This is a genomic window from Haloarchaeobius baliensis (assembly GCF_052060055.1).
Classification (GTDB): Archaea; Halobacteriota; Halobacteria; order Halobacteriales; family Natrialbaceae; genus Haloarchaeobius; species Haloarchaeobius baliensis.
This window is the reverse complement of sequence record NZ_JBPPFR010000002.1, coordinates 693,430-712,604: the sequence shown is the minus strand read 5'-3', so window position 1 is coordinate 712,604 and position 19,175 is coordinate 693,430. Positions and strand designations below refer to the sequence as shown.

The window sequence follows — 19,175 nt, the reverse complement described above, 5'->3', positions numbered from 1 at the left end:
TCCACCTAACGAACCAGGAACCGGTCACCTCGGACAGTGTAATTATGTCAGTTCGAACCGGTCGGTTCGCTCCGTCCGGACGGACGCGGGGTCGACCGTCCTGCCGTCGACCTCGACCGGTTGCCCACCGGCGAGTTTGCCGAACTTCGGCCCCTCGGGAACGCCCGCCTCGTGGGCGAGCGCGGGGTCGAACGCACGCTCCACGGCGACGATCACGCCCTGCTCGCGCCGGACCGTCTCGTACCGTTCGGCCAGCACGGCACAGAGGTCGTCGACGAGGGCGTCGAACCCGCCAGCCGCGAACGCCGCACGGGTGCCCGCCCGGCTGCCGGCGTTCTCCGTCTCGAACGCGACCGTGTTGGCCTCGGCCGCGCCGTACGTCGCCTCGCGGTCGATACCGTTGGCGGTCCCGACCAGCGCACCGGGGAGGGCACGGACCGCCCAGTCGTCGGCGTCGAACTCGGCTCCGAACCGCAGCCCATCGTCGACGTCCCCGATGGCGTCCTCCAGCTCGGCGACGCGGTCCAGGTCGCGTCCGTCGACCTCGCGGAGCCACGTCTCGCTCACGACCCGGTAGCCGAGGTCCTCGATGGTCTCGACGAGGGCGGGATGGTCGCCCTCGACGAGTGCGAGCGAGGCCTCGCTGGCCGTGAACGCGCGGTCGACGACGTCACGGTGTTCCTCGGGATGGCCCATCGCGTCGAGCGACCAGTCGCCGGCGACGTGCCCGACGGCCCAGTCGGTGTCGCGGACGACGCGCTCGAACCGCGGGACGTAGTGGCCGCCGCCGAAGCCGACGACGGTCCGCTCGCGGTGCGGGTCGACCCCCTCGATGTCGCGGATTGCACGGGCCACTGCCCGGGCACCGTCGGGGTCTGCCCACTCGTCCTCCCCGCTGCCGAGCTCGACGAACATCGACGGGACGCCAACGTCGCTCGGCCCGTGGTGCGTACACTCCATGCCGACCTCGTAGCCGTCGGGGGCGTGTCGGTCGAACGCGGCCAGCAGTTCGGCCTGAGCGTTCGGGCACGCAGCCGCCAGTGCGTCCTCCTCCCCGCCGTACTCCGCCGGACCGAAGTTCCCCGTGAAGTGCGCCGTCAACAACGGCCCGGTGTCGCCCGAGTGCCGCGACGCGAACAACAGCAGGTCGGGGTCGTCGAACGCCGCCGCGACGCCGTCGAGGTGGAGGTGCAGCTCGTCGAAGGTTCGGAGCTCGAAGCCGTCGGTGCGGTGGACGGTTCCCCCGCCGTCGCCGTCGGGGCGACTCCCGTCGACAGAGGTCTCCCAGCCGGCGAGGTCGAGCAGGTGCTCGGCGATGTGCTCCGAAGCCGAGTCGGCACGGCTGACGACGATGGCTATCACGACTCGTACTCGCACGGAGGGCCGCTAAAACGCGTCGAAACCGGTCAGTCCTCGGTCGGCTGTGCCTCGGGTTCGGGCTCGGGGTGGACGCCGTCGCCGAACACCTGCTGTCGGGTGAGACCGACGAGTTCGACCAGCGCCTCGCGCCGGTGGACGAGGAGGGCGGTGCCGACGACCAGGTAGATGGCCGTGAACGCGTGCAGCGTGAACAGCAGGTCGAGGCCGAGCACGCCCGCGTCGATGGCGAACGCGATGATGACCTGCGAGATGAACAGCACGAACAGGGCGACCGCCTCGCGCATGCTGATGTCGAAGTTCATCAGGATGGTCAGCGCGAAGTAGCTCTGTGCGGCCGTCAGCCAGATCTCGCCCGACTGCTCGGCGCTGAACTCGAGGGTCGCGATGGACCCGAAGGAGATGCTGTAGACGACCGCGAGCGTCCCGATGAGCAGCGTCCACTGGTTCAGCTTGGAGGAGATGAGCGCGTTGAAGCCGGCCGTCGAACGCGCCTTGTTGACGAGGTAGGCGACGACGATGAGCTCCGGACTCTCGCTCGCCAGTGGGGCCACCCACTGGATCATCAGGAACGAGGAGATGCCGATACGGGTGCCGGAGTACTCCAGTCCGTGCGCGAACGGCTCGACAGCGACGAGGATGACCACCCCGGAGAAGATGAACAGGCCGAGCACGGTGGCGACGCGTGGGAGCTTCGAGAACGACTGCAGGTAGGCGGGGATGCCGACCTGCTCCTCGTCCGTGTGTGGTGCGTTCAGCGCCGAGAGGATGTAGACGACGTACAGGCCGACGAGGAAGATGGTGTCGAAGATACCGATGCCGCCGTTCATGGGGACGAAGAAGGCGTACACCGTCGCGACGAACAGGAAGAGGATCTCCGTCGAGATGTCGCGGTCGAGCGTGATGCGGTCCGCCAGGAAGCCACGGTGCTTCTCGACCGCGGGGTCGGACGTCTTCGCGACCTTGTAGACGGTGAAGAGGGCGATACCGGACCAGCCGAGACCGATGAGGATGCGGTTCGCGCCGGTCATGTTCGCGACCGCGAGGTTGCCGGCGTTCGAGCCCGGGTTGGCACCGGCCTCCCACGCGTACAGCGCGTCGACGGCGTACTCGGGGGCGACCGCCAGGATGGCGAGGACGGCGAGTGCGAACGCCCGCGGAACGTCCTCCTCGGCGGTCTCTGCGGCCCACGCGAGCAGGAACGAGGCGCCGAGAATCGCGATTCCGGCCACCACGATTATCAGCCCCAGCTCGCCGAGCGCCGTCTCCTCGGTCGCTTTCAGTCCCGGCATCAGCCCCGACCAGAGGTTGAAGACCCCCTTCATGCGGAACCCGTGGAGGAGCAGCCACGGGAGCGTCATGAGGAGGGCCCCGGCGACGGCTGTGAGCGGGTGGCGAAGGCGATTGTTGCTCATCGTCTGCGGGTACCCGCCCCCCGAAAGTGAGTGTTGTGCTTTCGCATCGTCGCGCCAGCCGCCCACAGCCCTCGAGAACCGTTATCGAGGCGCGTGGTTCGATGGTCGACCGACAGTCCCCCGGTCGGCGGGTGGCCTCCGGACCGTCGGAGCCGCGACGCATCACTTTAGTACCGAGTCTTCGAATCGACAGGCAGAGACATGTTCGAGCGACTTCTCATCGCGGTCGACGGAAGCGACTGTGCCAGGCGGGCTGCCCGCGCGGGCGTGGCGATGGCGGCGACGTACGGCGGGACGGTCGACGCCGTCGCCGCGGCCCACGACGAGCTCGACGAGGACGACGCCGAGCAGGTCCTCGCCGATGTCGAGTCCATCGCCGAGGACGCCGGCGTCCCGGTCACGTCCCACGTCGTGCACGGCCGCCCCGCCCGGTCGGTCGTCTCCCTCGCCGACGAGATCGACGCGGACGCCATCGTGGTGGGTCGGCACGGGCTCTCGGGCTTCCGGGAACGGCTCCTCGGGAGCACCACCGAGCGCGTCCTCCGTCGCACCGACCGCCACGTCCTGACCGTCCCGGCCGGCGACGGCCCGGTCGACGACTACACCGACATCCTCCTCCCGACCGACGGCAGCGAGGACGCCGCCGCGGCCGGCGCGCCCGCGACCGACCTCGCGAGCGCGTACGGAGCGACGCTGCACGTCCTCGGCGTCGTCGACGTCGCCCGCGAGTCCGGCCCGTTCAGCGCCGGTGGCGTCGACCGGGCCTACATCGACCGGCTCCTCGACGCGGAACGCGAGGGCGTCGACGCGCTCGCCGACGACTGCGCCGACCTCGCCGGGGACGACCTGTCCATCGAGCGTGCGGCCGTTACCGGCACCCCGAGCAAGGCCATCGTGGAGTACGTCGAGGACGAGGGTGTCGACCTCGTCGTCATGAGTTCCAGTGGCCAGTCGAGCCTCACCGGGCAGCTGCTCGGGAGCACGACCGACCGGGTGCTCCGGACCATCGACGAGCCCGTCCTCGTCGTGCATCCCTGACCCCGGTCCGGACCGGAGCCGCCGACATCGGCGCGAACGCTGCCGCCCCCGGACGACTTTTCACCACCGACCACCTCGCAGGCACCAATGCAGGTGTTCGGACTCGTCGGCAACCCGGTCGGTCACTCGCTGTCGCCACCGATGCACGAGGCGGCGTACGCAGCGCGTGACATCGACGCCCGGTACGTCACCTTCGAGCCCGCCCCGGACGACCTCCCGGCTGCCGTCGAGGGCGCCCGGGCGCTCGGCGTCAGCGGGCTGAACGTCACCGTCCCGTACAAGCAGCGCGTCCACGACCTCGTCGCGGTCGACGACCTCGCCGCCCGCATCGGCGCGGTCAACACCGTCGACTTCTCCGGCGACGAGCCCACCGGCCACAACACCGACGCGGCCGGCGCCCGTCGCGCACTCGAGGCCCAGGGCGACGTAGACCTCGACGGTGCCGACGCCGTCGTCGTCGGTGCGGGTGGCGCCGGCCGTGCCGTCGCACACGGACTCGCAGACGCGGGCGCGACGGTCGCCATCGCGAACCGGACCGAGCAGCGCGCCGTCGACCTCGCGGGCGACCTCCCGGCCGCGACGGGCCACGGGCTCGACGCTCTCCACGAGCTGCTCGCCGACGCGACCGTCCTCGTGAACGCGACCAGCGTCGGCATGGAGACGGACGAGACCCCGGTCCCATCAGACGCCCTGCACGCGGACCTCACCGTCCTCGATGCGGTGTACGCCCCGCTCGAGACGCGGCTCCTGCGTGACGCGGCCGCCGCCGGCGCGACGACCGTCGACGGTGCGTGGATGTTGCTGTATCAGGGAGCGGAGGCGTTCGAGTTGTGGACGGGAGTTGCGGCACCCGTCGCCGCCATGGACGACGCCCTCCGAACACACCTCCGAGACGACAGGTAGCGGGTTTAAGTGGCACCGACAGCTACGTACCGTCAATGGCACTGCTCAAGAAGTTGAAGTCGCTCTTCGGACTCGACGACGGGTCGCAGCCGGAGTCCTCCCGTGACGTCGGCGTCACGGTCGAGAAGGAACGGCAGGCCGGAGCCACGGCCGAGTCGACGTCGGAGGGTGACGACGGCGGTTCGACAACGGAGCACAAGACCGACGGACCGACGACCGAGGAGCCGGCCGACGAACCGACGACCGAGGAGACGGCCGACGAACCGACGAACGAGGAGACGGCCGACGAATCGACGACCGAGGAGCCGGCCGACGAACCGACGACCGAGGAGCCGGCCGACGAACCGGCGACCGAGCCGGAGTCCGAGGGCGATGCTGCCGACGAGGACGAGACGGCGTCCGAACCCGTCAAGGAGATCAAGGGGATCGGCCCCGCGTACGCCGACCGACTCGGGAACGTCGGCATCGAGACCATCGCGGAGCTGGCCGAGGCCGAGCCCGAGGCAGTCGCCGCAGAGACCGACATCTCCGAGACTCGCGTCACCGAGTGGGTCAAGCGCGCGAAGGCCCGCAGCTAGGGACCGGAAGACGATTACGCCCCCGTCGCTATCCTCCTCGCATGACCACGCCCCACGTCGTGACGGACCGCGATTCGTTCGTCGCGACCGCCGCCGACGCACCCCCCGACGCCCGGGTGCCAGTCGAGGTGACCGTCGCCGTGGCGGATCCGTTCGACGCCTACCGGCAGGCACGAACGGGCGAGTGGGACGCCTACCTCGAGACCACCGGCGGCCAGTCCGGCTGGGGCCAGTTCGCGGTCGACCCCGTCGACCGGCTCACCGTCGGTCCCGCCGCCCACGCCCTCGATGGCCCGTCGCCGTCGCTCGACGCGCTCGACGGCCTGCTCGACGGTGAGTCGCTCGTCCGTGGCGACTGCGACGTGCCGTACCCGTGTGGCGCCGTCGGCTGGCTCTCCTACGATATCGCCCGGGAGCTCGAGTCGCTCCCCGGCGATGCGGCCGACGACCGCGGCCTTCCGCGGCTCCAGGTCGGCGTCTACGACCGACTGGCGTCCTGGCGCGAACCCCGCGACGACGAGACGGAGACGACGCTTCGGATCACCGCCTGCCCCCGAACGGGCGACGACCCAGAGGACGCCTTCGAACACGGCCGCGAGCGAGCACTCGACCTCGCCCGGCGTGCGACCGGTGGCGACCCTGCCGTTCCGGAGCCGCCGGCCGACGCGGACCACGTGACGTTCGAGAGCGACTGCGGGCGGGCGGCCTACGCCGACCGCGTCAGGGCCGTCCAGCGATACGTCCACGCCGGCGACACCTTCCAGGCGAACATCTCACAGCGGCTCGTCGCGCCCGCTGCGGTCCACCCCGTCAGAGCCTACGACGCGCTCCGGCGGGTGAACCCGGCGCCGTACTCTGGACTGCTCGAGTTCCCCGGCGTCGACCTCGTCAGCGCGAGCCCGGAGCTGCTGCTGGAGCGCGACGGCGACGCCGTCCGGACGGAACCCATCGCCGGCACCAGACCGCGTGGCGCCACCGACGACGAGGACGGCGACCTCGAGGCCGACCTCACCACCGACGAGAAGGAGCGCGCCGAGCACGCGATGCTGGTCGACCTCGAACGCAACGACCTCGGGAAGGTGTGCCGCTACGGCAGCGTCGACGTGGCCGAGTACCGCCGCGTCGACCGCTACGCCGAGGTGATGCACCTCGTCTCGAACGTCGTGGGTGAGCTCCGACCGGACGCGTCGCTCGCCGACGCCATCGCGGCGGTCTTCCCCGGTGGGACGATCACCGGCGCACCCAAGCCTCGAACGATGGCGATCATCGACGAACTGGAGTCGACGCGCCGGGGGCCGTACACCGGCAGCATGGGCATCTTCGGCTTCGACGGCCGCGCCACGCTCAACATCGTCATCCGCACGCTCGTCCGCCACGGGGACGAGTACCATCTGCGGGTCGGCGCGGGCATCGTCCACGATTCGGTCCCCGACCGCGAGTACGCCGAGACGCTCGACAAGGCGCGTGCGCTCGTGACCGCCGTGGACGACGCGCTCGGGGACAGGGCCGCGATGACCGTCGCCGACGAGGAGATGGAGGCGGCCGAGGAGGTGGACCGATGACGAGCGTGCTCGTCGTCGACAACTACGACTCCTTCGCGTACAACCTCGTCCAGTACGTCGGCGAACTCGCCGACCACGTGGTCGTGCGCCGGAACGACGCCATCGACGTCGCCGGCATCCGCGCGCTCGACCCGGACGGCATCGTCGTCTCGCCGGGGCCGGGCACGCCGGCGGAGGCGGGCGTCTCAGTCCCCGTCTTCGCGGAGCTCTCCTACCCGACGCTCGGGGTCTGCCTCGGCCATCAGGCGCTCTGTGCGGCCAACGGCGCACCGGTGGTGAACGCGCCCGAGGTCGTCCACGGGAAGCCCTCGATCATCCAGCACGACGGGGCCGGCATCTTCACCGACCTGCCGGAACGCATCCGCGTGGGCCGCTACCACTCGCTGGCGGTCGAGCGCGACGACCTCCCGGTCACGTTGGTCGAGACGGCGGCCACGGCCGACGAGCGCGACGTGCTGATGGCTGTCAGGCACCGCGAGCGGCCGCACATCGGCGTGCAGTTCCACCCGGAGAGCATCCTCACCGGCGAGGCGACCGAACGCGAGACGGGGCAGGCGCTCTCGCTCCGGATCGGGAAACAGCTCGTAGCCAACTTCCTCGACACATGCAGTACCACGTAGACGGCGACCTCGTCCCGGCCGAATCGGCGACCGTGAACGTCCGCGACCGCGGCTTCCAGTACGGCGACGCCGCGTTCGAGACGATGCGCGCCTACGGCGGCCCCGTCTTCGAGCTCGACGCACACCTCGACCGGCTGGCCGCGACCTGCGACGCGCTGTCGCTGGACCACGGGCTCGACGACGACGACCTGCGGGGACGCATCGACGAGACCCTGGCCGCGAACGACCTCGCCGACGCCTACGTCAAGCTCTCCGTGACACGCGGCATCCAGCCCGGAACCCTGACCGCGCAGCCGGAGGTGGACCCGACGGTGGTCGTCATCGTCAAGAAGCTGCCGCGAGGTGGCGTCGACAGCAAACCGGTCTGGGACGGTCACGCCGTGGTCCAGACCACGAAGACGCGCAAGCCGCCGGCGAACGCACTGCCGCCGGGCGCGAAGACCCACAACTACCTCAACGGTATCCTCGCCCGGAACGAGCTCGTCGCCGGGTCGGACGAGGCACTGCTGCGGGATGCGGACGGGTTCGTCGCCGAGGGCGCGGCGAGCAACCTGTTCTTCGTCACCGACAGCGGGCTGCACACGCCGACGGCTGAGCTGCCGCTCCTGCCGGGCATCACGCGTTCGGTCGTCATCGACCTGGCACGGGAGGAGGGCATCCCGGTGCTGCAGGGTCGATACGAGCCGAGCGAGGTCCGCAAGGCCGACGAGGTCTTCCTCACGAACACGACGTGGGAGCTCCGGCCGGTCGCGACCGTCGACGGGATCGACATCGGGGGTGGGCCGGTGACGACACTCCTGCAGCGACGGTTCGACGCGGTGGTCGAGCGTCGGCACTACGACGGCGAACGACTGTCGACGGCGGACTCCGATGGGAGCGCAGCGTCCAGCGACTCCAGTACGGAGTAGGGCGAACAGGCGACGCGGTCGCTCGCGCGGCGGTGCGTCACGCACCTGCCTCGGCCGCCGCGCGTCGGGTTGTCAGAACACGCCGCCTCTGGCCCCGGCTTCGCAGTTAAAACCCGCCATAGTCGGTGCGTTCGACGCCGTCGATCTCGAGGACGAGGTCCTCGCCGTAGGCGGTCGAGGGGGTCTGGAAGCCGTGCGGCGCGTCGCCGTCGAGTGCCCGTTTCACGGTGAGCAGTGTCGTGTCGCGGGTGAGCGCGTACGGGTTCGGCGTCCGGAGTCGGGAGACGACGCGCCGCTCGCCGTCGGTCACCTCCCCCCATATCTCTCCCGACCCCTCGTCGAGCGCCCGCTCGTCGGGTCCGTCGACGCGGCGGTCGACGAGCCACTTGAGGAGCTTCTGGGCGGGCGCGGTCCCGAGCAGCGGGAGCAGCCTGCGGAACCGGCGGAGTCGGGCGACCGTCTTCGGGTGGGTCTCGGAGTAGACGGTGACGTTCGGGATGCCCGTCGAGTGGTAGGCCGTCACCACGTCGCCCCACGGGATGGCCATCGCGGTGCGTTCGCCGTAGCTGAACTGAATCGTACGGTCCTCGTGAGCCGTCGGTACGCGGACGAGGTCGCCGTCGCGCCGGACCACGCCGCCCTCGCCGATGTTCTCGACCATCGTCATCGCCGTCCCCCGGGAGGTCCCGCCGAGCCCACCGAGCGCGAGCGAGAGCTCGGTCCCCGAGGGGAGTCGGTCGTGGAGGTGGGCGGCGAGACAGTCCGACGGGACCACGTCGAAGCCGACGCCCGGGAGGAGCATCACGCCCGCCTCCGTCGCCCGGTCGTCGCGCTCGGCGATGTCGCGGAACACCTGCCATTCGCCGGTGATGTCGAGGTAGTGCGCGCCCGTTCGCAGACAGGCCTTGACGAACGCCTCGGCGGTGTGGACGAACGGCCCGGCGCAGTTGCAGACGACGTCGACCCCCTCCAGGTAGTCCGCGACCGTCCCGGGGTTCCTGGCCTCGAACACGCGCTTCCTGCAGTCGAGGTCCCGGGCCTGTCTCCGCACCTTCTCGCGTGACCGTCCGGCGAGGATCGGGTCCAGTCCCGCCGCGACCGCCTTCTCGGCGACGAGTGCACCGGTGTAGCCGTACGAGCCGTAGACGAGAAGTTCGCTCATAGGTATCACGCCGCGCGCCGGGAGCATAAAGTTCGGCGGAGACCGTGGCGTTCAAATCGACCGCACCGGTACAGCAGTTCGATGGACGAAACACGCCGCATCGCACCGGTCGAGGACGTGCCCAGCGACTCGACGCTCCTGTTCACCGTCCGGGCGCACGACGACGACGACGAGCGCGAGGCCATCCTCCACCGCCGCGCCGACGGGGTCGTCGCCTGGCTCAACTACTGCCAGCACCTCACCCACATCAAGATCGACAAGGGCTCGGGCGCACCGATGCGCGACGACGAACTCGTCTGTGCGAACCACGGCGCGATGTTCGAGTCGGACACCGGCCAGTGCACCTACGGCCCGTGCGAGGGGGCGTACCTCAACTCGCTCGACGTCACCGTCGCCGACGGGGAGGTCTACCTCGAAGACGACGATCACGAGTTCGTGGGCATCGGTGGCGTCGAATCCGACGACCCGGCGGACCTGACCTCGACGTCGAACGTCGAGTTCTGACGGGGCGCTCCCGTCGTCACCGGTAGCGTTCGGCCGTAAGAAACTTTATCTGTAACACTGACAGTCTCAACGCGGTCGTGGTCTCGAACAATCCAACTCCCCCCCTTTCCCCCCTTTCTGGCCGCGTTTCCGTCCCCGACCGACGCGCTAGCGGACGGTGAACGTCGGCTCGGCCACCGACTCGCTCTTGCAGTCGGGACACCGTGACGGTCGGTTGAGCAGGTCGTCGAAGTCGGTGAACCCGCAGTCGCGACACTCCGGTGGGGCGACGAGCAGCTGCTCGTCGGTCGGGCCGAGCGACTGGGAGATGTGCTCGACGTGTCGGAGCGCAGCGCCAGCGGTCACGTCGAACTCCGTCGCCAGCACGCTCGGCGTGGCCGCCTCGGAGCGGAGCCGGTCGGTGATGCGCTGTCGCGTCGTCTCGTCTGCTTCACGCATACCGTGCACTCGGAACCGCCCGGATAAACGTCTTTTCGGGCGGACGGGTCACCGAGAAAGACAAAGGACTTACTACCGGCTACAGAAACCGGGGGTATGAAAGCAGTCGTCCTTGCTGGTGGGTACGCGACGCGTCTCTGGCCGATCACGAAACATCGGCCGAAGATGTTCCTCCCGGTCGGTGACTCGACCGTCATCGACCAGATATTCGAGGAGCTCGAACGGGACGACCGCGTCGACGAGGTGTTCGTCAGCACGAACGAACGCTTCGCCGGCGAGTTCGAGAGACACCTCGCGGCGAGCGAGTTCGAGAAGCCGACCCTCTCGGTCGAGGAGACCACGGCGGAGGACGAGAAGTTCGGCGTCATCGGCGCGCTCGCCCAGCTCGTCGACCGCGAGGGCGTCGACGACGACCTGCTCGTCATCGCCGGCGACAATCTCATCAGCTTCGACGTGAGCGACTTCATCGACTTCTTCCAGTCGAAGGCCGCCCCGACCATCGCCGCCTACGACGTCGGCTCGAAGGAGCGCGCGAAGTCCTACGGCCTCATCGACCTCGAGGGCGACCGCGTCGTCGACTTCCAGGAGAAGCCCGACGACCCCAAGAGCACGCTCGTCTCCATCGCCTGCTACGGCTTCACCGCCGAGTCGGTCGGCCTGCTCGAGGAGTATCTCGAAGGCGACAACAACCCCGACGAGCCCGGCTGGTTCGTCCAGTGGCTCCAGGCCCGCCAGCCCACCTACGCCTTCACCTTCGAGGGCGCGTGGTTCGACATCGGCACGCCCGAGTCCTACCTCGACGCAGTCGCGTGGTACCTCGACGGCGAGAACCACATCGCCGAGTCGGCGACACTCTCCGACACCACCCTCGGCGAGAACGTCCACGTGATGGCCGACGCCGAGCTCGTCGACAGCCACGTCGCCAACTCGGTCGTCTTCCCCGACGCGACCATCGTCGAGTCAGACATCCGCAACTCCATCATCGACGAGGAGACCCACCTCGACAACCTCGACCTCGCCGGCGCGCTCATCGGCGCGCACACGAAGATCACGAACGGGCACTGAGCGGCCACCGCTGCCCGCCCCCCGGGTGCCAACCGACCGAACGACTTTCTCCCATCGGCTCCTCTCCCTCCCCGTGTACGACTACCACCTCCACTCCAACTACTCCGACGGTCGCTTCCTCCCGCAGATGGTCCGGGCGGCCAGCGACGCCGGACTCGACGGCATCGGCTTCGCGGACCACTGCAACGTCTCCGCCCGCGAGTCGATGCAGTCCACCCGGGCGGTCTTCGGCTTCAACCTCGACCGAACGTACGAGCGCCGTCGCCACGCAATCGGGCGACTGCGCGAGCGCGCCGACATCACCGTCTACGACGCGGTCGAGATGGACTACGACCCCCGCGACGAGGCCGAGATCCGCGCGTTCCTCGACGAGGCCGGCTTCGACTACGCCATCGGCAGCGTCCACACCGTCGGCGAGTACAACATCCAGTCGCCCGGACAGTACGAGGGCCTCTCCGACGCCGAACTCGACCGGGTCGTCGACCACTACTTCGACAACCTCGTCGCCCTCGCCGAATCGGAGCTGTTCGAGGTCGCCGCACACCCCGACCTGTTCGAGCGCACGCCCCAGCTCCGTGGACGGGCGACCGCGGAGCACTACCGGCGGGCCGCCGAGGCGTTCGCCGACTCCCGGACCGTCCCCGAGATCAACGCCGGGCGCGCGCTGGCCGACGAGGAGTTCGTCCACCCCCACGACTCGTTCCTCGACGAACTGCTCGCCCGCGACGTGGCCATCACGGTCGGCACCGACTCGCACCGGCCGCACGAGGTCGCCGACCGTGCAGCGTTTCTGGATGCGTTCACCGACGAGTGGGGCGTCGAGCCGGTTCGGCCGCCGTCGCTCGTGGAGTGAGAGCCGGTAAGCCCAGCTTACTCCAGCCGTCCGAGATCTCGATGGAGCCCCGCGTTCCCTCCCGACACCACCTTTTTCCTCGCCGGTCTGGCTCGCTACCGCCCGCAGACCGCCTCGAAAAAGCTGGGCCAAAAAGACAGCAGGGTGGACGACCGGGAACTACGCCAGCCGCGCATCCGTTACTTCGACGTAGCCCCGCGTTCCCTCCCGACACCACCTTTTTCCTCGCCGGTCTGGCTCGCTACCGCTCGCAGACCGCCTCGAAAAAGCTGGGCCAAAAAGACAGCAGAGTGGACGGCCAGGGACTACGCCAGCCGCGCATCCGTTACTTCGACGTAGCCCCGCGTTCCCTCCCAGACCGTCTCGTACGCCAGTTCGATGGCGCGGTCCATGTGCGGCCCGTCCGTCACGAACGTCTCGAACTCGCCGCCCTCCCCGAGCACGTGGACGCCGTACTCGTCGTTGAGGTCCTGCAGTTCCTCAAACGCCGCGGCGTCGAGCGTTCGCCCGAGCCAGGACTCGTCGAGCCCGTGGGCAGCGACCTGCAGGATGGTTATCTCGAAGCCGGCAGCGAGCATCGCCTCGCCGAGTTCGACGGGGTCCTCCTGCCAGAGCGGGGCGAACACGTCACAGCCGAGCCGGTCTGCCATCGCCTGGATGCGCGAGGTCTGGAACTCGCTCTCGACGGCTCCTGCGGTGACTCCCGCCAGTCCGCCGTCGAGGTCGTCGGCGAGTTCGGTCAGCGCGGCCTCCAGCGGTTCGAGTTCGGCGTCGCCCTGTGCGCCGGCGTCGGTGGCGTTGCCCGCGTCGAAGTCGTCGGGGGAGACGTTCACGTGCTCGATGCCGATGCTCTCGGCGGCCAGCGCGGTGAGCTCTGTCGCCGGGACGTGGTACATGTACGAGTCGCCCTCGGGGTGGACCGTCAGCAGATGCGAGACGGGCAGGTCGTCCTCGAGCGCCCGGTAGAGCGCCCACGAGGAGTCCTTCCCGCCGGAGAACAGCCCCACCCACGAGCCGGTGTCGGTCATACCTGCCGTAGCAGTCGGGTGGGTAAACCAGCTACGAACCGTGTTCGATCTCGGCGTCGGCCTCGGCCTCGTCGACGGCGTTGCTCGACAGCACCGAGGCGACCCGGACGCCGACCAGCGCGAGCAGCACGGCCACGATGACGTACGTGGCGAGACGCTCGCCCGCGCTGAGGATGTACGGCCCCAGCGAGCTCGCGCCGACGGCCAGTTCGGGGATACGGACGGGGCCGATGAACGCTGCCCGTTCGAGGAAGTACGCCGCGAAGCCGCGGACGACCAGCCCGACCGAGACCAGCAGGAAGGGGATGTTCACGGTCGCCCGCGGCACCTCCTCGGCGCCCATGGCCTCGTCGAGCAGTCGCCCGACGCTGGCGGTGACGCCCGCCATCGCCAGCCACGGGACGGCGTCGAAGACGAACTGCATCGCCGGGATGACGACACCCTCGGCGTTCTCCAGGTCCGAGACGGCGAGCGCGCCGACGAACAGTCCGACCATCGTCAGGCCCGCCGCGACGACGTAGGTGACGACGGAGACGTTCCCGGAGTAGAGTGCGTTCTGGGTGCGCTGGGCGACGTCCTTCACCACGTCGTCGACCGCGAAGCCCTTGTACAGCAGGAACAGCCCGACGACGGCGGTGATGGTCGCCGCACCGACCGCGGGGCCGCGCCAGAGCGCGAGCACCGGGAACGCGACGAGCGCGACGCCCAGCGGCACGAGCACGGTCTGCCTGAGCTCCTCGTCGGCGAGGAACTGCTTCAGCAGGTAGTACGTCGACTCGATGTCCCGGGCCTGCCTGACGACGACGCGGTCGACGCTGTCGACGCGGAGTCGTGACTCGACGACCGGGACGAGCCGTTCGTCCTCCGCGCTGTCGATGACGACGACCGCGGATTCGATGTCGTGGGTCTCCAGCAGGTCGTCGAGCTGCTGGCCGACGGCACGGTCGGCCCCGACGACCGACTCGCTCGCCCCCGAGACGACCGCCACGACCGTCTCCTCGTCGGCGTCACGGAGGTCCCGGGCGACACGAAGCGTCTCCAGCAGCGTGTTGACGCTCGAATCCTCCGGGTCTGCGAGCCCCACGTCGGTGACCAGCGACCGAACGGCCTCCCAGCCAACGACCGGCGTCTTCAGCCCCGTCTTCCGCCCGATGTCGTCGGTACGGTCGACGCAGACGACCAGGGTAGCCACTACCTGTAGCGACACACGTCGGGAATAAAAATCTGCCTCCCGCTACAGCTTCAGTTCGACCTCGTCGTCCCCGTCGAAGACGCTCGCGACACCGGCTCCGGCGGCGTAGGCGACCCGCGTGGCACCCAGCATCATCCGGGCCCGGAGACGGCGCTGCGGACGGAACTCCTCGACGGTGACCGACTGGCCGAGCAGCGACTCGACACGGGCCTCCACGTCGTCTCTCGTCCCGAGTTCGTCGACGAGTCCGAGCTCCACGGCCTCCTCGCCGAGGTAGACCCGCGCCTCGGTGTCCCGGACCAGCTCGTCGTCCAGCCCGCGGCCCTCGGCGACCACGTCCACGAACTCGTCGTACCAGCTGTCGACGAGGTCCTGGAGGTACGCGCGGTCGTCCTCGGTGAACTCCTCGAACGGCGAGCCCGCGTTCTTGTACTCGCCGGCTGTCAGCTCGTTGTAGTCGACCCCGACGCGATCGCCGAGCTCCTTCAGGTTCAGGTTGCCGAGCCGGACGCCGATGCTGCCGACCAGCGTCCCGTCTCGCGCCCACAGTTCGTCGCAGCCGCTCGCGATCCAGTAGCCACCGCTGGCACAGAGGTCGTTCGTGTAGGCGACGGTCGGCCCGTCGAACCGCTCGGCCGCGAGCCGGATGTCGTCGCTCGGCACCACCTCGCCGCCGGGCGTGTTCAGCTTCACCAGGAGCGCGTCGACCCCGCTGTCGTCGTCCGCGCGGTCGATCTGCTCGACGATCTCGTCCGCCGTCGCCCCGACGGGCGAACTGACGAGCGACCCCCCGCCATCGCGGGTGATCGGCCCCTCCACGGCGACCTCCGCGACGTTGTACGCCGGGAACACGTTCCGGGCCAACCGACCGGCGACGACCGCGAACGCCGCAGTCGTCGCCACCGTCAACAGTACCTCGACCGTCCCGTACGGCGTCTCCGGGACCACCTGGAAGACGACCAGTCCGACCAGCAGGCCGACCACCGTCCCGAGGAACGTCACGGCCGCCCGGACGAATCGCGTTTCTGCATCCATGGCCCTCCTTTGGGCCATTCCCCTCAAAGCCGTTGTGCCGTCCCCGACCTGCCGGCTCCCGGCCGACCTCCCACCACCGGGGCGCGGAATCGCCTCCGATTCCGATGGTCAGTGGGTCTCACGGCGGACAGTGGGTCACAGCCGATGCGTGGGTCACAGCCGACGGTGTCAGCCGGAACCGTACTCGCGTTCGACGGCCACGGCTACGGGCTCGAAAAAATAACGCGAAAGTAGACCGCAGAACTACCGGACCGGAATCAGAGACGACCCGCCTTCTGCAGCTTCATCAGGTCCTCGGTGTCGAGGGTCTCGCCCTCCTTGAAGCGCTGGTAGATCTCCTCGGCCTCCTCCTCGGCCTCCTTGCGCTTCTGGTCGCGGCTGGACTGCTTCTGCTCTTCCTCCTGCTTGTCGAGCTCGCGGAGGCGCTTCTGGACGCGGACGAAGTCCTCGTGGTGGCGGTCGGCCGCCTCCTGGGCCTCGACGAACTTCTCGTGCATCTCGTCGGCCTCGTCGCGGATGTCGTCGGCCTCGCGGTAGGCCTCGATCATCTGGTTGTGGTGCTCCTGGGCCTTGTCCGCGAGCTCCGTGACCTTCTGGTGGTGCGTTGATGCCTCGGAGCGGACCTCCTCGGCCTCCTCGACGAGCCCGTCGAGGTCGTCGTTCTGGCCCATCTTCTCCTTGCGCGACTGGTACTCCTCGCGCTTGGACTCGATCTTCTCGATGAGCTCCTTCTCCTCCTCGGAGGAGAGCACCTCGGTCTGCTGCTTGAACTCGAGGTCCTCGATCTCGCTCTCGAGCTCCTCGAGGTCCTTGCCGTCGTCGAGCTCGAGGTCGGACTTCATCTCCTCGACCTTGTCGAAGAGCTCGTTGGCCTCGGCGTTCAGCTCGTTGCGCTTCTGCTTGTGCTCCTGGACCAGCTCGTTGAGCTCGTCGCGCTTCTCGCGGTGCTCCTGTGCCTCGTCGACCTTCTCGCGAGTCTTCGCGTTGAGGTCGTCGCGCTCGGAGGCGCGCTCAGAAGCCATCTGGTTGAGGTCGTTACGTCGGTCCCGAAGTTGTCCTGCGAGCTTGATAAGCTGTCCTTTGGATTTGTTCTGCAGGTCGTCTTCGGTGAGTTCTACGTTCTTGGATGTCTCTATCGATTCTGCCATGGTTGTATTCGTACCTCGATTCCGTCCCGCACCGGAGGGTAGGCATCGCTGTCGACTGCAGGCGTCGCGGTGATAAGGTTCCGTGTCATTCTGGTCGGCGTGCGATGCTACCGGAACACCGGCGGCGTTCTGGTATCAACTACTACCACCTTGTGTAATTTAAATCTGCCGATTGAGCGAACTCCGGAAATCGGGAGACGAGACCGGGTACACCTGTGTAAACGAGTACCAAACCAGCCGTTCACAGGTTATAAACGATATCGATTTACTACTGCCGTAGTTCCTGTTTCGAGGGCGAGCGAGACCGCCGTCGCGTCGGCGGGCACCGTCACCTCGCCGGCGGCCACGCTCTCGAACGCCGGTGCGGCGACCGACACCGCTTCACCCGCCGTGTCGACGGCATCGGGGGGTCCCTCGAAGGACCAGCGGACCGTCCCCTCGACCTCGGCCGGTGCGTCGTTGAGCAGTCGTGCCTCCACCGCGGCTCCGGGCGTCGGCACCTCCCGGAGCACCGGCACGACGGGTCGCAGCGAGGTCGACAGTGCCTCGTACGCCGGTTTCGGCTCCCCGGCCGAGTCCAGCACGCCCATCCCACCACCGCCGTCGGCGTCGCGGAGACGGAACCCGGCGAGCACGTCCGCCCCCTGGAGACGGAGCGTCTCCGCCACCCGCTTGAGGGTCCTGGCCTGGACCGCCTGCGAGGTGGCCGGGTCGTCGCTCCCGACCACCGCGTCGTGGACCTCGCGGTCGAGCCCCGTCGGCTTCGCTCCCGCCTCGGTCAGCGAGCCGGCCCCGAACTCGGTCACCACCCGGGTCAGCTCTGGGACGGTCGCACAGAGCCAGTCCACCGCGTCCGCGTCGCCGAACGTCCACCCCGGGTAGAGGTGTGCCGCGTCGGGCCCGATGCCGGGCTGGCCACAGATCGGGAACACCGGTCGGTCGGCGGGTAGCGCCCCCGCGATGCGCTCTGCGGTTCCCCGTGCGTCCGTCTCACCGCCGACCCGCCGCCGGAAGCGCAGTCGGTCCATCCGCCCACCACCCATCCGGCCGTCGAACGGCGTCTCGGGGTCGTCGTGGACGCCGAACAGCGCCACCGACGGATGGTGGTCGACCGTGTTCGCGAGCGTCCGTGCGACCGCCCGCCCGCGCTCCGCGTCCACGCGGACCTCGCCCGAGAGCGGACAGTCCTGCCAGACGAGCACCCCCGCCTCGTCGGCCGCCTCGTACAGCTCCGGCGGCGCGACGTGGGCGTGCAGCCGCGCGAGCGTGAACCCAGCCTCGTCGACGCGCTCGAAGTCTGCCAGCTGGTCGTCGCTCGGCAGCAGGTTCACCCCGCGTGCACGCACCCGCTTCCCGTTGACGCGGAGGCCGCCGTCGGCGCCGTAGTCGACCGACCGGAGCGCCGTCGTCGTCGTGAGCTCGTGGTCGCGGAACTTCGCGCGGACGACGTACCGGTGCTGCTCGCCGTGGTTCCGTGGCCACCACAGCGACGGCTCCCTGAGCGTCAGCGTCCGCGTCACCGTGATCCGCTCGCCCGGACCGGCCTCGACCTGCTCGCGTTCCATCGCGCCGCCGCCGCGGAACCCCTCCGGCCGCAGCGACAGCGTCACGGGCTCGGCGACCGGCTCCGCCGCGTCCACCGACACCGCCACGTCGATAGCGCCGCCGTCGTCTGTGAGCCGCGGATTCACCACGAGGTCGCGCAGGAACGCCGGCGGACGCAGGCGCAGATGGACGCCCCACCAGATGCCCGGGACCGCGAGCGCGTCGGCCACGTGGTCCGTCTCGTACGCGCCGCCGAAGCCGTCGGGCGGGCGGTGGCACTCGACGACCAGTTCGTTCTCCGCCGCCGGCTCGAACTCGAACCGCGCCGGTGCGAAGTACTCCCGGTGCGTCCCGAGCAACTCCCCGTTCAGCCACACGCGAGCGTGCCCATACAGGCCCTGGAACTCGAGCAGGGCTCGCTGTGCGGGCGTCGACCGGGGGTCCGCGAACTGCAGTCGATAGGCAACCGCAGGCGCGCCCGCGAACCGCTCGGGACGCCCCGGCACCGACACGGGCTCCCAGGACTGCACCGCGGGCGGCCCGCCGCCGACCGTGCCGGCGAGAACACGACCGCCCTCCCACTGACTCGTCATACGAGCGCAATCACCGACCGCTACGATGAAAGGTCTTCGGCCGGACTGGGTGGTTCGGGGAGTCGCCACGACGTCCCAGCTGGGCCAGTGCGAGAGCGAACCCGTCCGAGAGCAAACCTGAAACGACCCCAACCCGCCCCCGTCGGGCATCCGTTTCACTTTCACTTTCACCGAGCGGTTGGCTGCGGTTCATAAGGGATGCCGACACAGT

Annotated in this window: 18 protein-coding genes; 9 read left to right on the top strand and 9 right to left on the bottom strand. The window is 69.3% G+C overall.

Translation table 11 applies throughout. The features are described from left to right. Positions 1-42: 42 nt before the first annotated feature. Together ACSG06_RS14375 and ACSG06_RS14370 are read right to left on the bottom strand one after the other, a co-directional pair. The gene (locus tag ACSG06_RS14375) at positions 43-1,362 is read right to left on the bottom strand and encodes a D-aminoacyl-tRNA deacylase (protein ID WP_440990975.1); all 1,320 of its coding nucleotides are present in this window, start codon (positions 1,360-1,362) and stop codon (positions 43-45) included. A gap of 44 nt (positions 1,363-1,406) precedes the next feature. Beyond that, positions 1,407-2,792, bottom strand: coding sequence for a calcium:cation antiporter family protein (locus tag ACSG06_RS14370; protein ID WP_440990974.1), 1,386 nt, complete (start codon positions 2,790-2,792; stop codon positions 1,407-1,409). Positions 2,793-2,993: 201 nt separating this feature from the next. Between ACSG06_RS14370 and ACSG06_RS14365 the strand changes: the two genes are divergently transcribed. The 6 genes from ACSG06_RS14365 to ACSG06_RS14340 all read left to right on the top strand — a co-directional run bounded on the left by ACSG06_RS14365 (position 2,994) and on the right by ACSG06_RS14340 (position 8,401). Next, positions 2,994-3,830 carry a universal stress protein gene (locus ACSG06_RS14365; protein WP_440990973.1) on the top strand — a complete coding sequence of 279 codons (837 nt, stop codon included), beginning with the start codon at positions 2,994-2,996 and terminating at the stop codon, positions 3,828-3,830. Between the two features lie 87 nt (positions 3,831-3,917). Further along, a complete protein-coding gene (locus ACSG06_RS14360; protein WP_440990972.1) occupies positions 3,918-4,733 on the top strand; it encodes a shikimate dehydrogenase in 816 nt (271 codons plus the stop codon). A 35-nt stretch (positions 4,734-4,768) separates the two neighbouring features. Then, positions 4,769-5,311 (top strand): helix-hairpin-helix domain-containing protein, encoded by a 543-nt coding sequence (locus tag ACSG06_RS14355; RefSeq protein ID WP_440990971.1) that lies wholly within the window; start codon positions 4,769-4,771, stop codon positions 5,309-5,311. Between the two features lie 41 nt (positions 5,312-5,352). Then, positions 5,353-6,873 carry an aminodeoxychorismate synthase, component I gene (pabB, locus tag ACSG06_RS14350; protein WP_440990970.1) on the top strand — a complete coding sequence of 507 codons (1,521 nt, stop codon included), beginning with the start codon at positions 5,353-5,355 and terminating at the stop codon, positions 6,871-6,873. Next, the gene (locus ACSG06_RS14345) at positions 6,870-7,493 is read left to right on the top strand and encodes an anthranilate synthase component II (protein WP_440990969.1); all 624 of its coding nucleotides are present in this window, start codon (positions 6,870-6,872) and stop codon (positions 7,491-7,493) included. The genes pabB and ACSG06_RS14345 overlap by 4 nt, the downstream gene beginning before the upstream one ends. Further along, entirely contained in the window at positions 7,478-8,401 is a 924-nt protein-coding gene (locus tag ACSG06_RS14340; RefSeq protein ID WP_440990968.1) for an aminotransferase class IV, read from the top strand. The genes ACSG06_RS14345 and ACSG06_RS14340 overlap by 16 nt, the downstream gene beginning before the upstream one ends. Positions 8,402-8,507: 106 nt before the next feature. Here the strand turns inward: ACSG06_RS14340 and ACSG06_RS14335 are convergent, their stop codons facing one another. Further along, a complete protein-coding gene (locus tag ACSG06_RS14335; RefSeq protein WP_440990967.1) occupies positions 8,508-9,563 on the bottom strand; it encodes a saccharopine dehydrogenase family protein in 1,056 nt (351 codons plus the stop codon). A gap of 81 nt (positions 9,564-9,644) precedes the next feature. Here ACSG06_RS14335 and ACSG06_RS14330 point away from each other — a divergent pair, with 81 nt between their 5' ends. Next, positions 9,645-10,067 carry a Rieske (2Fe-2S) protein gene (locus ACSG06_RS14330; protein ID WP_440990966.1) on the top strand — a complete coding sequence of 141 codons (423 nt, stop codon included), beginning with the start codon at positions 9,645-9,647 and terminating at the stop codon, positions 10,065-10,067. A gap of 147 nt (positions 10,068-10,214) precedes the next feature. On the opposite strand, the gene ACSG06_RS14325 is transcribed toward ACSG06_RS14330, so the two are convergent. Further along, positions 10,215-10,505, bottom strand: a complete 291-nt coding sequence (locus tag ACSG06_RS14325; RefSeq protein ID WP_440990965.1) for a transcriptional regulator — start codon at positions 10,503-10,505, stop codon at positions 10,215-10,217. Positions 10,506-10,601: 96 nt separating this feature from the next. Between ACSG06_RS14325 and ACSG06_RS14320 the strand changes: the two genes are divergently transcribed. Next, on the top strand, positions 10,602-11,570 hold the full coding sequence (locus ACSG06_RS14320) for a nucleotidyltransferase family protein (protein ID WP_440990964.1): 969 nt from the start codon (positions 10,602-10,604) through the stop codon (positions 11,568-11,570). 73 nt (positions 11,571-11,643) lie between these two features. Continuing rightward, the gene (locus ACSG06_RS14315) at positions 11,644-12,423 is read left to right on the top strand and encodes a PHP domain-containing protein (protein WP_440990963.1); all 780 of its coding nucleotides are present in this window, start codon (positions 11,644-11,646) and stop codon (positions 12,421-12,423) included. Between the two features lie 305 nt (positions 12,424-12,728). On the opposite strand, the gene ACSG06_RS14310 is transcribed toward ACSG06_RS14315, so the two are convergent. The 5 genes from ACSG06_RS14310 to ACSG06_RS14290 all read right to left on the bottom strand — a co-directional run bounded on the left by ACSG06_RS14310 (position 12,729) and on the right by ACSG06_RS14290 (position 18,964). Then, complete coding sequence (locus tag ACSG06_RS14310) at positions 12,729-13,451, bottom strand: diphthine--ammonia ligase (protein ID WP_440990962.1); 723 nt, start codon at positions 13,449-13,451, stop codon at positions 12,729-12,731. 31 nt (positions 13,452-13,482) lie between these two features. After that, complete coding sequence (locus ACSG06_RS14305) at positions 13,483-14,643, bottom strand: DUF373 family protein (protein WP_440990961.1); 1,161 nt, start codon at positions 14,641-14,643, stop codon at positions 13,483-13,485. A gap of 42 nt (positions 14,644-14,685) precedes the next feature. Then, positions 14,686-15,678, bottom strand: a complete 993-nt coding sequence (gene sppA / locus ACSG06_RS14300; protein ID WP_440990960.1) for a signal peptide peptidase SppA — start codon at positions 15,676-15,678, stop codon at positions 14,686-14,688. Between the two features lie 257 nt (positions 15,679-15,935). Continuing rightward, the gene (locus ACSG06_RS14295) at positions 15,936-16,826 is read right to left on the bottom strand and encodes a coiled-coil protein (RefSeq protein WP_440990959.1); all 891 of its coding nucleotides are present in this window, start codon (positions 16,824-16,826) and stop codon (positions 15,936-15,938) included. 248 nt (positions 16,827-17,074) lie between these two features. After that, on the bottom strand, positions 17,075-18,964 hold the full coding sequence (locus ACSG06_RS14290; protein ID WP_440990958.1) for a glycosyl hydrolase 2 galactose-binding domain-containing protein: 1,890 nt from the start codon (positions 18,962-18,964) through the stop codon (positions 17,075-17,077). Positions 18,965-19,175 lie beyond the last annotated feature (211 nt).

Coding starts and splice junctions, on each gene's coding strand:
- ACSG06_RS14370 (WP_440990974.1), bottom strand. CDS start 2,792: ATGAGCAACAATCGCCTTCGCCACCCGCTCACAGCCGTCGCCGGGGCC.
- ACSG06_RS14365 (WP_440990973.1), top strand. CDS start 2,994: ATGTTCGAGCGACTTCTCATCGCGGTCGACGGAAGCGACTGTGCCAGG.
- ACSG06_RS14360 (WP_440990972.1), top strand. CDS start 3,918: ATGCAGGTGTTCGGACTCGTCGGCAACCCGGTCGGTCACTCGCTGTCG.
- ACSG06_RS14355 (WP_440990971.1), top strand. CDS start 4,769: ATGGCACTGCTCAAGAAGTTGAAGTCGCTCTTCGGACTCGACGACGGG.
- pabB (WP_440990970.1), top strand. CDS start 5,353: ATGACCACGCCCCACGTCGTGACGGACCGCGATTCGTTCGTCGCGACC.
- ACSG06_RS14345 (WP_440990969.1), top strand. CDS start 6,870: ATGACGAGCGTGCTCGTCGTCGACAACTACGACTCCTTCGCGTACAAC.
- ACSG06_RS14340 (WP_440990968.1), top strand. CDS start 7,478: ATGCAGTACCACGTAGACGGCGACCTCGTCCCGGCCGAATCGGCGACC.
- ACSG06_RS14335 (WP_440990967.1), bottom strand. CDS start 9,563: ATGAGCGAACTTCTCGTCTACGGCTCGTACGGCTACACCGGTGCACTC.
- ACSG06_RS14330 (WP_440990966.1), top strand. CDS start 9,645: ATGGACGAAACACGCCGCATCGCACCGGTCGAGGACGTGCCCAGCGAC.
- ACSG06_RS14325 (WP_440990965.1), bottom strand. CDS start 10,505: ATGCGTGAAGCAGACGAGACGACGCGACAGCGCATCACCGACCGGCTC.
- ACSG06_RS14320 (WP_440990964.1), top strand. CDS start 10,602: ATGAAAGCAGTCGTCCTTGCTGGTGGGTACGCGACGCGTCTCTGGCCG.
- ACSG06_RS14310 (WP_440990962.1), bottom strand. CDS start 13,451: ATGACCGACACCGGCTCGTGGGTGGGGCTGTTCTCCGGCGGGAAGGAC.
- sppA (WP_440990960.1), bottom strand. CDS start 15,678: ATGGATGCAGAAACGCGATTCGTCCGGGCGGCCGTGACGTTCCTCGGG.
- ACSG06_RS14295 (WP_440990959.1), bottom strand. CDS start 16,826: ATGGCAGAATCGATAGAGACATCCAAGAACGTAGAACTCACCGAAGAC.
- ACSG06_RS14290 (WP_440990958.1), bottom strand. CDS start 18,964: ATGACGAGTCAGTGGGAGGGCGGTCGTGTTCTCGCCGGCACGGTCGGC.